Source organism: Rhodococcus sp. MEB032 (assembly GCF_030208925.1).
Lineage (GTDB): Bacteria > Actinomycetota > Actinomycetes > Mycobacteriales > Mycobacteriaceae > Rhodococcus_F > Rhodococcus_F qingshengii.
This window is the reverse complement of the sequence record NZ_JARVSY010000020.1, coordinates 105998-119726: the sequence shown is the minus strand read 5'-3', so window position 1 is coordinate 119726 and position 13729 is coordinate 105998. Positions and strand designations below refer to the sequence as shown.

General features: G+C 63.2%; 12 protein-coding genes and 1 pseudogene. 5 read left to right on the top strand and 8 right to left on the bottom strand.

The genetic code is table 11. From position 1 onward, the window contains the following. Both QRN54_RS21245 and QRN54_RS21240 read left to right on the top strand, forming a co-directional pair. Positions 1-587, top strand: a 587-nt coding sequence (locus tag QRN54_RS21245; RefSeq protein WP_285183016.1) for a DUF8746 domain-containing protein, incomplete at its 5' end; no start/stop codon positions are given. Next, positions 587-1378, top strand: coding sequence for an ABC transporter permease (locus QRN54_RS21240; RefSeq protein ID WP_285183015.1), 792 nt, complete (start codon positions 587-589; stop codon positions 1376-1378). The genes QRN54_RS21245 and QRN54_RS21240, both read left to right, overlap by 1 nt. A gap of 204 nt (positions 1379-1582) precedes the next feature. Here QRN54_RS21240 and otsB read toward each other — a convergent pair whose 3' ends face one another. Beyond that, the gene (otsB, locus tag QRN54_RS21235; protein ID WP_231917340.1) at positions 1583-2371 is read right to left on the bottom strand and encodes a trehalose-phosphatase; all 789 of its coding nucleotides are present in this window, start codon (positions 2369-2371) and stop codon (positions 1583-1585) included. A gap of 173 nt (positions 2372-2544) precedes the next feature. Here otsB and QRN54_RS21230 point away from each other — a divergent pair, with 173 nt between their 5' ends. Then, on the top strand, positions 2545-2874 hold the full coding sequence (locus QRN54_RS21230; protein WP_037130770.1) for a type VII secretion target: 330 nt from the start codon (positions 2545-2547) through the stop codon (positions 2872-2874). A 942-nt stretch (positions 2875-3816) separates the two neighbouring features. On the opposite strand, the pseudogene QRN54_RS21220 reads toward QRN54_RS21230, so the two are convergent. The 4 genes and pseudogenes from QRN54_RS21220 to QRN54_RS21205 all read right to left on the bottom strand — a co-directional run. Next, positions 3817-4318, bottom strand: a pseudogene (locus QRN54_RS21220) (malate dehydrogenase); the annotation flags it as partial. A 66-nt stretch (positions 4319-4384) separates the two neighbouring features. Beyond that, on the bottom strand, positions 4385-5014 hold the full coding sequence (locus tag QRN54_RS21215) for a hypothetical protein (protein ID WP_042919891.1): 630 nt from the start codon (positions 5012-5014) through the stop codon (positions 4385-4387). After that, entirely contained in the window at positions 5004-6275 is a 1272-nt protein-coding gene (gene hisS, locus QRN54_RS21210) for a histidine--tRNA ligase (protein ID WP_007732972.1), read from the bottom strand. Before hisS ends, QRN54_RS21215 begins: the two co-directional genes overlap by 11 nt. A 15-nt stretch (positions 6276-6290) precedes the next feature. Continuing rightward, complete coding sequence (locus QRN54_RS21205; protein ID WP_058227934.1) at positions 6291-6971, bottom strand: MBL fold metallo-hydrolase; 681 nt, start codon at positions 6969-6971, stop codon at positions 6291-6293. Between the two features lie 195 nt (positions 6972-7166). On the opposite strand from QRN54_RS21205, the gene QRN54_RS21200 reads away from it, so the two are divergent. Together QRN54_RS21200 and QRN54_RS21195 are read left to right on the top strand one after the other, a co-directional pair. After that, the gene (locus QRN54_RS21200) at positions 7167-8048 is read left to right on the top strand and encodes a peptidylprolyl isomerase (RefSeq protein WP_003943303.1); all 882 of its coding nucleotides are present in this window, start codon (positions 7167-7169) and stop codon (positions 8046-8048) included. After that, a complete protein-coding gene (locus tag QRN54_RS21195) occupies positions 8048-8860 on the top strand; it encodes a peptidylprolyl isomerase (protein ID WP_370333875.1) in 813 nt (270 codons plus the stop codon). The genes QRN54_RS21200 and QRN54_RS21195 overlap by 1 nt, the downstream gene beginning before the upstream one ends. 52 nt (positions 8861-8912) lie before the next feature. Here the strand turns inward: QRN54_RS21195 and QRN54_RS21190 are convergent, their stop codons facing one another. From QRN54_RS21190 to QRN54_RS21180, 3 genes are all read right to left on the bottom strand, one after another. Then, positions 8913-11324, bottom strand: coding sequence for a RelA/SpoT family protein (locus tag QRN54_RS21190; protein WP_003943344.1), 2412 nt, complete (start codon positions 11322-11324; stop codon positions 8913-8915). Between the two features lie 98 nt (positions 11325-11422). Then, positions 11423-12001: an adenine phosphoribosyltransferase gene (locus QRN54_RS21185; RefSeq protein ID WP_165638376.1), complete on the bottom strand. Its 579-nt coding sequence runs from the start codon at positions 11999-12001 to the stop codon at positions 11423-11425. Continuing rightward, positions 11998-13728 (bottom strand): ABC transporter substrate-binding protein, encoded by a 1731-nt coding sequence (locus tag QRN54_RS21180; RefSeq protein WP_165638354.1) that lies wholly within the window; start codon positions 13726-13728, stop codon positions 11998-12000. Before QRN54_RS21180 ends, QRN54_RS21185 begins: the two co-directional genes overlap by 4 nt. Between the last annotated feature and the right edge of the window lies 1 nt (position 13729).

Below are 13729 nucleotides of genomic sequence, written 5' to 3'. Positions count from 1 at the left end.
TGGGTATGTCGCAGCGTCTGGGGTTGGCGGGTGCGTTGTTGGGGGATCCGAAGGTGTTGTTGTTCGACGAGCCGGTCAACGGTCTCGATCCGGAGGGCATCGTCTGGATTCGTAAGTTCATGCAGCGGTTGGCGGCCGAGGGTCGCACGGTGCTCGTGTCGAGTCACCTTCTGTCGGAGATGGCGCTCACGGCGGAGCAGTTGGTGGTGATCGGTCGGGGTCGGTTGATTTCGGATTCGACGGTCGCGGAGTTCGTGGATCGTTCGTCGGAGTCGACGGTGCGCGTGCGCAGCCCACAATTGGACGCTCTCCATGCCGCATTGACTGCCCAGGGACTGACTGTCCGCGAGGAACATTCAGGATCGGAGCCGGTGTTGGTGGTCGTGGATTCGACCACTGATGTGATCGGTGGGTTGGCTGGTGCGCAGGGAATCGTGTTGCACGAGTTGGCTTCTGTGCAGGGGTCGCTCGAGGATGCGTTCATGAAGTTGACCGGGGACGATGTCCAGTACCACGCATCCGGTATCGATCCGGGCGCCGGAGCCCACCACGCAAACACACAGCACGCTATGGGAGGTGCACTGTAATGGCTGTTCTCAGTGCTGAACGTATCAAGATCACCACGACCAAGTCGCCGCTGTGGTGCACGATCACAATCATCGTCCTAGGGTTGGGCGTCGCCTGGATGATCGGGCGTTCGTCGAGTTCGAGCATTCAGGCGTACAACGACGAAGCCGCATCAGGAACTCCTGATTTCGAGAAATTCCTCCCCACGTTCAACGACGCGGGGCTAGGAGTATCCGGATTCGGCGTCATGGTCCTGATGATCATGGCGGCGCTCGCGATCACCAGCGAGTACCGCTTCGGCATCATCCGTACCACCTTCCAGGCCATCCCGATTCGGGCTTCGGTTCTGATCGCCAAAGCCGGCCTGATCGGGGCTTTCGGCGCGGTACTGTCCTTCGTTCTCATGCTCGGCGCGGTATTCATCACCAAAGCTGCGGCAGGCTCTGAAGGTTCCACCAATCTGGCACTGGACAACGCCGATGCCTGGCGTGCCGTTTACGGCGTACCGATCTTCGCGTTCCTCTGCGTCGCCCTTGCCATCGCCGTCGGAGCACTCCTTCGTCAGTCCGCCGGCGCCATTGCACTACTGCTGCTGTGGCCACTGCTCATCGAGAGCCTGTTCGGCATGTTCGGATCCTTCGGCAGAAACGTCACACCGTTCCTCCCGTTCGCCAACGCCGACCACTTCCTCTCTTCGGGTTCGAGCACCAATTTCCATTGGGGCCCTTGGGGAAGCTTGTTCTACTTCGCAGCGTTTGTGCTGGTGATATTCGGAATCAGCATCGCCGTCGTCAACAAGCGCGACGCCTGACCGAGTCGCAAACCGACCAAGACCAAAACTGGCCGCACCGGAGCCCTTCCGGTGCGGCCAGTTTCGCGTTGACAGAACCCGCAGCGCTTGTCGATCACGCCAAGGAACAGGACAGGGCACGCGCGGGTTCGCGTCACTCTGCCCCGCGGACGCGGCACCTCGAAATAAGACCTGGTCGAGTTCCTGGCAGACTGACCTTACGCGTCAGCGTTCCAGTTGCGCGGCAAGCTCTTTCATCCAATCGAGGAATGCCTGCGGGCCGTCGAACTGGACGCCGTCGACAGCAGCCACTTCCGGTGCGATGTCGTCGCCCTTGACCACCAACGCTTCTCCACCCGAGGCAAGGACAACGGCAAAGGCCGGTAGGTCACCCCGGTCGTCGCCCGCGTACGCGACGACGTCGACCCCTGCGGCCGCGATCGCGCGAAGGAGGCCTGTCCCCTTGTCCTCCTCAACTGGTGGGCGCAATTCCTCGACCAACTTGCCGGGCTCACGCCGCAACCCGGTCCGGCTCGCGATTTCTGTCGTCGCTGCTTCCACCAGACGCTGCGCGACCGCACGATCCGCGGCCCGACGCCAATGCACGGCCACCGCAAGGCCTTTGCTCTCGACATGGATGCCAGGAACTGCCGGAGAGTCGAACAAGCGTCGCAATTCGGCTTCTGCTTCGGCGACAGCATCACTGAACGCCGCGACGGCCGGAAGCACGTGGATGCCGTCGTCCGTCCAGGTCTCGACGCCGTAGGAACCCATGAGCACAACGGAATTCAAGCTGAGTCGCTCTCGCAGGAACGACACAGGCCGTCCCGAGAGCAAGCCGACAACACCGAGATGCTCGGCCAGGGTCGCAAGCACGTCTTCGGCGCCGGGCAGTAGCGCACTCGCCGACGGATCGTCGACGATGGGTGCAAGCACGCCGTCGAAATCCATCACCAGTCCACAGCGAGCTGGATCGGACGTGAGTCGGAGGATGACGTCCGAAGCGGTTCGCATGGTTCGAGTGTGCCAAATCGATCGCACTCGCAATACCAACACCGGAGCCGAATGTAATCTCTGCCACTTCGTCCAGGTTGTCCGGAACCGCTGAGTAGGTCGCGTCGTCTCCCTGTAAGGGCCCACAGTGGTCCGCTAAAGTTCTCACGACGCTTACCAACTGGGGGGCAATGATGAGCGAATTGACTGTCGCCACTGACGGCATCCGAAAGTACGGCTCGACGTCGACCGAAGCGGCAGGACGCATCGCGCAGGCCGCCGCCGTCGATCTGGGTGCAAACATCGCAGCAGTCGCACCGGCCGTGGGCCCCGTCGGGATCGAATTTCTCGAAGCATTCGCGCGCGCTCAGGCCACACACACCAAAGATGTTGCAGCACTCGCCACGTTCTACGCCGGCAACGCCGCGACGGCCGGTGCAGCCGCGCAGGCCTACGACACCACAGATCATGCAATCGCAACAGATCTGACCGCTGCGGCCGGATCGACGGGCGCGACCGCGTGAGCACCGAAGACGACTCGACGACCGTCATCGAATTCCTTCACGGTGGCGCTCCTGCCCCGGTAGTGCCGAACAATGTGGTCGAATCGATGATCGCCGGCATACCGGTACCGGCACTCCCCGGAATCGAAGATCTGTTCGCGCCCTTGATCGAACTCGGGAAGAGTCTCGGCACAGGCACTTTTGCGGGCATCGATCCCGTCGGCATCTTCGATCAGGCGTCCACTCTCATCGACCACGCCATGGGACTGTCCCGAAGCGCGGTCGCCGACGTCGGCCAGACCTGGAACAGCACCGGCAGTGACGCCGCGACCGAACTGTCGCGATCCGCCCAGAACAGCGGCGCAGAATTGAGCGAACGCGGAACCGCGATATCGAAAACTGCTGCCGCCGCCGCGGAATCGGTGCAGCGAGGCAACGCGAATCTCGCGGCAATCGCGCAGTCCTTCGCCACCACGGTTGCAGCTGCCGCGCCCATCGCGTGGACACCACCAGGACAGGCGATGTTGCTTGCCTCGGCAGCTGAACACATGCAGGCAGCCGTCGCGGCGGTGACTCGGACGCGTGGGGAGATGCTCGGGCACACCGCAGCCATGAACGCCCTTGCCGGACCGATCCCCGTGCCGACCCCACCGACCAGTGAGGCACTCTCCAACCTGGTCACTGCGGAGGCAATCAACAACGCCGCCCGTCAGATCGCCCAACCTCTTTCTGCCTCAACCGATGCCGGTGATGCGCCGTACTCCACCCACCCGGACTCCACTCAGCCAGGCACAGAGGCTGTTCGAACTTCGGCTGCACGGGCCGGCGCCGGGCTTCCGACCGGCGTCGACAAGCTGTGGGGCGCAGGCAATCCGTCGACGTCACTCGCAGCCGGCGCGTCGCCGTCACCCAGTGCGACGGCAAGTTCAGGCGGAGCATGGGTGAGCGGAAGCGGTGGCACTACCTGCGCGATCGCTCGGTTGTGGTCGAGACGTGTCAGCGCACTGAACCGAGTATCGGGCACGTCCGGTGCATTGTTCATCGCGATGAGCGCGTTGGTGTTGGCCGGGTTTCCCACGACCAGCACCTTGACGTCCGAGGCTGCGTTGTTGTTGATCGCCTTCCCGTGGGCTGTGAAAATCGCGCCGTTCGCGCTCAGCAAATCGGCACGCTCCATCCCCTTGCTCCGCGGACGTGCGCCGACCAGCATCCCGACGTTCGCGCCGGAGAAGGCGACATCGGGATCGTCGGTGATGTCGATGGAGCTCAGCAACGGAAATGCGCCGTCTTCGAGTTCCATCGCAACGCCTTCGGCAGCGGACACGGCGGCAGGAATCTCGAGCAGTCGAAGTTTGATCGGGACGTCAGCGCCGAGCATCTCCCCCGCAGCTATGCGGAAAAGCATTCCGTATGCGATCTGACCCGACGCTCCGGTTACCGTGACGGTTACGGGCGCAATACTCATTGCCGACTCCTCACCTGCCGTTTTCACGACTGTCCGTTCTACAACGCTGTAAGAATGGTTTCCACGCTAGTCGAGTAGACCGGCCACTTCGTGGTCTGTCAGTGTGGTCCTCGGCACTCGTCCCTCCGCCGTCACGAGTTCGACGGCGCGGTAGAGCGGACGCTCGGCGAGTCCGGCGCCGCGGGCTTCGGCACGCAACTGTTCGATCAGCACCGAGGACAACGCGGCAGCCGGTACCAACTCGCTGGCCGCCAGCGCGTCGGCGAGCTTGCGGAGTGCAAGGATCTCCAACTCGCGCCCACCCCCTGCGGTATACAGCGCGAGCGGGATCCGCACGGTGGACCGTCCGTCGCCGAGCGTCAAGCTGACTTCGCTGATCCGGCCGGATCGCACCGTCAATGCCGCCGTGAGTACCTCGGCCACGTCGACGTCGTTGGTTCGAAAACCAGCTTGCGCACGAACTCTGTTGCCGTACAACGTGATATGTCGGCGCAGCGTCATCAGGATCGCCAGTGACGTCGGCACCGCGATGACGGCACCGACGATCACTCCAACGGTCGCCGTCGAGAACACACTGACGATCAACCCGACGACCACACCGAACACCACGACAACAACGGCGAACTTCTTCAGCCGCGGCGCGATCAACGCCACGGGAACCAGATCGAGCGAAACCGGTTCGGCCTCAGTGCTCAACGAGTTCCCCGAGCTTGTCGACAACCTGGTCGAGCGCCACTGTCTCCTGCTCACCTGTTGCCAACTGTTTGACAACGACAACGCCCTCTTCGAGTTCACGCTCGCCGAGAACCAAAGCGATCGCGGCACCCGAACGATCAGCTGCCTTCATCGAGCCCTTCACGCCACGGTTTCCGTACGCCAGGTCGACGCGAATCCCATTGGCACGCAACTGATGTGCGATCTTCACCAGTGCAGCCTTCGCCTCGGCACCCATCGGTACACAGAAGACGTCGACACGCGCCGGTGGCGCAACGGACTTGCCCTCGGCCTCGAGCGCGAGAACCGTGCGGTCGACGCCGATTCCGAACCCGATGCCCGAGAGCGGCTGTCCACCCAGCTGTTCCATCAGACCGTCGTAACGACCACCACCACCGATTCCGGACTGCGCACCCAGTCCGTCGTGCACGAATTCGAAGGTTGTCTTGGTGTAGTAGTCGAGGCCGCGGACCATGCGCGGGTTGACGACGTACGGAACGCCCAATGCGTCCAGGTGCGCGAGCACCTCGTCGAAGTGCGCCTTGCAGCTCTCGGACAGGTGATCGAGCATGAGCGGTGCGCCCGCAGTCATCTCGCGTACATCCGGGCGCTTGTCGTCGAGCACGCGGAGCGGGTTGATCTCGGCGCGTCGACGCGTGTCTTCGTCGAGCGGGAGTGCAAAGAGAAACTCCTGCAGCAGTTCGCGGTACTGCGGCCGGCAGGTGTCGTCACCGAGAGAGGTGATTTCGAGGCGGAAGCCGTCGAGCCCCAACGACCGGAATCCGGCGTCGGCGATCGCGATGACCTCCGCGTCGAGCGCGGGGTCGTCGATCCCGATGGCTTCTACGCCGACCTGCTGCAACTGGCGGTAGCGACCGGCCTGCGGGCGCTCGTAGCGGAAGAACGGGCCCGCGTAACTGACCTTGACCGGCAACTGTCCACGATCGAGGCTGTGCTCGATGACCGCACGCATGACTCCGGCGGTTCCCTCGGGACGCAACGTCACCGAACGGTCACCGCGGTCGGCGAATGTGTACATCTCTTTGCTGACGACGTCGGTCGACTCACCGACACCGCGAGCGAACAGGCCGGTGTCCTCGAAGATCGGCAATTCGATGTGGCCGTATCCGGCCAACCTCGCGGCGCGCGTCAAACCGTCACGAACGGCGACGAATTCGGCTGACTGCGGCGGAACGTAGTCCGGAATGCCCTTGGGTGCAGAGAAGGTGCTGGCTTTACTCACGAGAGGTACTTTTCCTTATTCTTGTGCGCTGAGTCCAACGAGAAACGGATTCGAGCTTCGCTCGGCGCCGATCGAACTGTTGCCGCCGTGCCCGGGCAGGACCACTGTCTCGTCACCGAGTACCAATAGCTTGCGGGCGATCGAAGCGAGCAACTGCTCGTGATTTCCGCCGGGCAGGTCGCTGCGCCCGATGGAACCCTGGAACAGGGTGTCACCGGTGAACGCCAAATCCACGGGCCCGCTCTCGGTGTTCGCCTGGGTGCGGAACACCACCGATCCCTGCGTGTGCCCGGGTGTGTGGTCCACGACGAACGTCATTCCGGCCTCGGTGATCTTGTCTCCGTCGGCCAGTTCGATCACCTCGTCCGGCTCCACGAACGTCATGCCTTGAATGAATTCCTTCATCGTCGGGCCGATCCCCCGTGCCGGATCGCTGAGCATGTAGCGATCCTCGGGATGGATGTACGCGGGTACGGAATACCGCTCACAGACCTCGCGGGCCGACCACACGTGATCGAGATGACCGTGCGTCAGGAGGACTGCCGTGACCGACATGTCCTTGGAGTCCAGATATTCGAAGAGCGGCTCAGCTGCATCCTGACCCGGATCTACGACTACGCACTCGCACGCGTCGTTCTGAGCGAGTATGTAGCAGTTGGTTTGGAACATCCCGGCCGGAAAACCAGTGACGAGCACGGGGGCAACTCCTCTTCGAAGGGTGGAAACGAACAACACGCTGTCGGTTACAGCCTAAGCTGCTGCCCCGCCAGTAAGTTCTCAGGTTGCAATGGGAGACTCTGACGACGAGTAGAGCCGCTTGCCGAAGCCGACCCCCAGGGTGTCGCTCGGCCGGCCGACCACGATCCACCCGCGATACGGAGGACTACAGCAGTGCCGAGTAACGAGCAACGCCGCGAGGCGGCGAAACGCAAGCTCGAGCGTCAGCTCGAACGTCGCGCAGAACGTGCCCGCAAGCGCAAGCAGATGACGATAGCCGGAACTGCGCTCGGCGTGGTCGTCGTAGTCGGCGTCGTCGGTGGACTCATCTGGCTGAGCAATCGCAGTGACGACGACGCGAACACCACCAACACTGCTGCCGACGACTCGAGCCTCACGCCACAGACCGCGGGTGCAATGCCGGCCGGTCTGTCGACGCCACTGGCCGACACGGTCTCCTGCTCGTATCCAGCCGACGGCGCTACCGCGTCCAAGGCCAACAACCCTCCTCGTACCGACGGGATTCCCACCACCGCGCCGGACGCGACGCCGAGCATCAGCGTCGAGACCTCGCAGGGAAACATCGGGCTCACACTCGACGGAACGAAGTCTCCGTGCACGGTCAACAGCTTCGTGAGCTTGGCGCAGCAGGACTACTTCAACGACACCACCTGCCACCGCATGACGACGAGCCCCTCGCTCCAGGTGCTGCAGTGCGGTGACCCGTCGGGCACCGGCACCGGCGGACCGGGCTACGGATTCGACAACGAATTCCCCACCACGGCGTATTCCACCACCGACCCGGCAGCGCAGGAGCCCGTCACCTACGCGCGCGGCACGGTTGCGATGGCCAACACCGGGGCACCCGGTAGCAACGGCAGCCAGTTCTTCCTCGTCTACGGCGACTCACAACTCCCCCCGCAGTACACGGTTTTCGGCACGATCGACGAAACCGGGCTCGCCACTTTGGACAAGGTCGCGGCCGGCGGATCGACGCCAGAGGGTGACGGCAAGCCGAATCTGACCACCGACATCAAGACAGTAAGGCTCGACTGATGCGACGTAATCCTGTGATGCGCTTTCCTGTAGTTATTGCCGCCGCAAGCGCCGCGGCGCTGCTTCTGGCTGGTTGTTCCAGTGATTCCGGTAGCTCGGACTCGCCGTCCAGCACCTCCAAGGCGAAGACGACAACGGCTGCCATGCCGCCGCTCGACATGTCACAGTTCGACGCACTCCCGCCTGTCCCGACTCCGGCCTCGGCGACCGTCGACTGCTCGTACCCGAGCGCGGCGGGTGCAGCAAAAACCGTCAATCCGCCGAACTCCACGGGTGTGTCCACCGAGGGAACCGTCAACGTCGCGCTCACGACTACGGCCGGCCCGATCGGGATGGAACTGAACCGGGCGGAAGCCCCCTGCACGGTCAACAGCATCGTGAGCTTGACCGAGCAGAAGTACTTCGACGACACCCCGTGCCATCGACTCGTCACCACACCCGGTCTACAGATCCTGCAGTGCGGCGATCCCTCGGGCAAGGGCACGGGCGGACCGGGCTACGGCTTCGACAACGAGTACCCGACCACTGCCTACCCGGCTAACGATCCGGCACTCTCCTTGCCTGCCGTCTACCCCCGCGGCACGCTGGCAATGGCCAACTCGGGTAAACCGGGCAGCAACGGCAGTCAGTTCTTCCTCGTCTACGAGGATTCGGTCTTGCCGCCCAACTACACGGTCTTCGGAAAGATCGACGACGCCGGCCTGGCGACGATCGAGAAGATCGCGGCCGACGGCGACGACGGTGGCATGGGAGCAACCGGCGGCGGTGCACCCAACACCCCGATCACCATCGAGACTGCAGTAGTCGCCTGACCCCCTGTGCGCCTTTATTAACCGCCCGCGGTTAATAAAGGCGCACAGCAGTTTACGAGGCAGAGGTCACGCGGTAGACGTCGTAGACGCCTTCCACGTTACGAACCACGTTGAGAACATGACCCAAGTGCTTCGGGTCGCCCATCTCGAAGGTGAACTTGCTGATCGCCACCCGGTCGCCGGACGTGGTGACCGAGGCCGACAGGATGTTCACCTTCTCGTCTGCCAACGCCTTGGTGACGTCGGAAAGCAACCGATGACGATCGAGCGCCTCTATCTGGATCGCGACCAGGAACACCGATGTCGCTGACGGTGCCCATTCGACGTCGATGATTCGCTCCGATTGATCGTGGAGCGAGTTGGCGTTGGTGCAGTCGGTACGGTGCACGCTGACCGCGCCGCCACGCGTGACGAAGCCCAGAATCGAATCGCCCGGTACCGGCGTGCAACACTTCGCGAGTTTTGCCACCGTGCCCGGTGCTCCGGGAACCAGAATTCCGGAGTCACCCGTACTGCGGGTGCGCACCGGCATGGTCGACGGCGTCGAACGCTCGGCCAGTTCCTCCTCGACGGCGCCGACGCCGCCCAGATGAGCAACCAGTCGCTGCACGACGTGGTGCGCCGACACCTGACTCTCGCCTACGGCCGTGTACAACGCCGAGACGTCGGGATAGCGAAGTTCGTGCGCGATCGTGCTCATCGATTCGGCATTCATCAACCGCTGCAACGGAAGTCCCACACGGCGGACCTCCTTCGCGATCTGATCCTTGCCGGACTCGAGCGCCTCCTCGCGGCGTTCCTTCGCGAACCACTGACGGATCTTCGCCTTGGCACGCGGCGAGACGACAAACGTCTGCCAATCACGGCTCGGCCCGGCGGTGGCAGCCTTCGACGTGAAGACCTCCACCACTTCGCCGTTTTCGAGAGTTCGTTCCAGCGCGACCAGTCGGCCGTTGACCCTGGCACCGATGCATCGGTGCCCGACCTCGGTGTGCACCGCATACGCGAAATCGACGGGGGTCGATCCGGCAGGCAACGTGATGACGTCGCCCTTCGGCGTGAAGACGAAGATCTCCTTGACCGCGAGGTCGTAACGCAACGATTCGAGGAACTCCCCCGGATCGGCCGCTTCACGTTGCCAGTCGAGTAGCTGACGCATCCACGCCATGTCGTCGACCTCGGCGATGTCGCCCGCGTGCTTGCCCTTGGTCTCCTTGTACCGCCAGTGCGCGGCGATACCGAACTCCGCGGTCCGGTGCATGTCCTGGGTCCGGATCTGGACCTCCAGGGGCTTGCCTTCCGGTCCCACGACGGTGGTGTGCAGCGACTGGTAGACGCCGTAGCGCGGCTGTGCGATGTAGTCCTTGAAGCGTCCGGCCATCGGCTGCCACAGCGAGTGGACAACACCGACCGCGGCGTAACAGTCACGCACCTCTTCGCACAGAATGCGCACGCCGACCAGATCGTGGATGTCGTCGAAATCGCGGCCCTTGACGATCATCTTCTGGTAGATCGACCAGTAGTGCTTGGGCCGGCCCTCGACGATGGCATTGATCCGCGAGGCGGACAGAGTCGAGTTGATCTCGGCGCGAACCTTGGCCAGATAAGTGTCTCGAGAGGGCGCGCGATCGGCGACCAGTCGAACGATCTCGTCGTACTTCTTCGGGTGCAGGATCGCGAACGAAAGGTCCTCGAGTTCCCACTTGACGGTCGCCATTCCGAGCCGATGCGCAAGTGGTGCAATGACTTCGAGAGTCTCACGCGCCTTACGTGCCTGCTTTTCGGGCGGCAGGAATCGCATCGTGCGCATGTTGTGCAGACGATCCGCAACCTTGATCACGAGCACGCGCGGGTCCCGCGCCATCGCGATGATCATCTTGCGGATGGTTTCGCCCTCGGCTGCGGTGCCCAGAACGACCTTGTCGAGTTTGGTGACTCCGTCGACGAGATGAGCGACCTCGTCACCGAAGTCCTTGGTCAACTCTTCGAGTGAGTAACCGGTGTCCTCGACGGTGTCGTGCAGAAGGGCTGCGACGAGGGTGGTGGTGTCCATACCCAACTCGGCCAGAATGCTTGCGACGGCCAACGGATGCGTGATGTACGGATCGCCGGACTTGCGCCGCTGGCTCGAATGTCTGTCCTCGGCGACGTCGTACGCACGCTGGAGCAGCGCGAGGTCGGCCTTCGGATACAGCTCACGGTGGAGGCTGACCAACGGCTCGAGCACCGGGCGGATGGTGGCGTTGCGCTGACCGGTGATGCGTCGAGCAAGCCGAGCGCGCACCCTACGGGAGGCGGAAGCGGGCACGGCCAGATTCTGCCCACCCCGATTGCCGGTAGTTTGCGCAGATCCCGAATCGTCGGGCACCGCGGACTTCGATGGTGTCGTCTCCGGAGCCGGAACTGCACCCGTCTCCTGCGACACTGCACCCGAGTTCTGTGATCGATCAAGATTCGACGTCATGTCGCCACCTCCTACCACCGAGTTGGTTGAGGCAACCGCCCTGCATCGGGTAATTGCCCTGGAGGTCTAACTCGACCCCCAGGAGACAACTTTAATACTCAGACCTTCACCAGTGATGTCAGTGGGTACTTCAAGAAGCGATCTCGACCGCGCAGTTCCTCGATCTCGAGCACCACTGCGACGCCGACGACGTTCGCTCCACCCAACTCGACCAACTGTACAGCCGCCTCGAGTGTCCCTCCGGTAGCCAGAACGTCGTCGATCACCAGAACATTCCGCCCGGTGAGATCGAAGCCGTTTGCGGGAATCTCGAGAGTCGAGGATCCGTACTCGAGGCTGTACGAACGAGAGAGCACCGGCGGCGGCAGTTTGCCGACCTTCCGCACGGCAACGACTCCCGCACCCATCTTCGCGGCCGCACCGGCACCGAGCAGGAATCCACGAGCATCGACGGCGGCGATCGTGTCGGCGTCCGGAGCACAGGAGACAAGGGCATCGAGCACGGCCCCGAACCCCTCGGCGTCGGCGAACACCGGAGTCAGATCGGCGAACCGAACACCGGGACCGGGAAAGTTGTCCGCCCAGCGGGTCAGCCGAACAACGGCGTCCCCGGCAGCCCGGTGGATTGCGATCAATTCTTCAGTCGTGTGCAAGGCAACACCATTCGAGACGCTCATCTGCGTAGTACCCATCTGTCCATGTTCCAGCCGGTAGCGGCCCGAGTCGGATTGACCAACACTGCCGACATGCCTGGAGCTACAGCGACAGTTCGTAGTTGATTGAACAGTGGAATCGTAGGCACCTGGGTCCACAGGATGTTCTCCGCCTCCACCGAGAGTCCCAATTGCGCACTCGTGCTCGCATCCACGTTCAACTGATCGATGATCTGATCGATCCTGGCATTTCCGTACGTACCGAGGTTTGCGCCGTTGCCCGATCGCAGCGCTCCACGCGCGTCGATCATGCTCGCTGTTCCGCCTGCGCCGACTTTGCCTGCCATACCGGAAAGCACGGCGTCGACTCCCCCAGTCTGCAGACTCGCAGGATCGAAGCTGTCGCTACTTGCGTCCTCGACCGTGATTCCCGCCGGAGCGCACGCGGCTTTCGCTTCGGAGACGATCTGCGCCCGCACCGGGTCCGGTGCGAGGTACCCGACCCGGACGGTCAACTGGTCGAGGTCGGCTTCCGACAACGACGTCTTCGCAGCCTCGATGTCGGCATTGGCGTACCGATCACCGTCGACCGCAGCGGCGTCGCTGTAAACGAGTGAATCCGGCGCCATCAGTCGCGAATCGACCACGCCGGAACCCAAACCCGCCTGCGGCGCATTCTCCGTCTGCCCGAACTTCTCGAACAGAGTCGTACGCGGAACACAATGCGCGAACGCTCGACGGGCGGCTTCGTCGCCCAGCGAACCAGAGGTCGCGAGAACGAACTGCTCGATCGACCGCGACGGAATCTGTTGGACGTCGAACCCGGACGGAGTACCGAGTTCGCCAGCCGAGCCGGAAGCGACGTCGACTACCTCGATCGAGTTCTTGTCGAGATCCTCGGTCAGATTCACACCACGTGGCCAGACGACGATGCGATCGGTCGCCGGCTTGTTGCCCCACCACCGCTCGTTCGCGACCAGCACCAGGCCGTCGTCGGTACTGTACGAGTCGATTCGATACGGACCAGCGGAGGGCAGTACGGAGGTGTCCACCTGACCTGGAGTCAGGTTCCACCCGGTGTTCCAGAAGTCCGCGATCTTCGACAACGCTTCGGTGTCACCGGCATTCACCGCGCTCACCACGTCGCTGACACCCGTGCGCTGCGTCACGACGTGTGAAGGCATCAACGCAGTCGCACCGAACAACGACCGCCAATCGGTGAACGATCGCCCGGGTTTGAAGAACACCGTCGCGTCCTTCGCCCCGCTCTGGCAGTCGATCCGGTCGATGTCCGCGTATCCGAGATTGTTCGCCGTGTCGAACATGGGCTTCACGGCACCATCGACGTCTTCGGTGAACTTGCCACTCGACGCCGCCCAGGTGAGGACGAGATCGTCACAGGACATCGGAATCCCGTCGGAGTACACGGACGCCGGATTGAGCTTGTACGAGACCGTGAGCACGTCACCGGGCAACTCAGACGCCGTTCCGATGTCGGTGTCGGAGACAGGTGCTCCGGCCGGGCCGGTGAACGTGAAGCCGGGAAGCACCCGGCCGAACGCGGCCATCGCCCCGGACACCGATCCAGCTGTCGTGTTGGCGTTGTACGTGGAGATGGAGTTGTCGATGGCATATCCGATGGACGGAACCTGCTCGGCGCTTTCCGAGCAGGCCGCCAACGAACCCGCAGCCACAGCGGTGGCCGCAACGAACGTCATCGATCGAACCAGTGTGCGTGTTCTTGGGAGCATG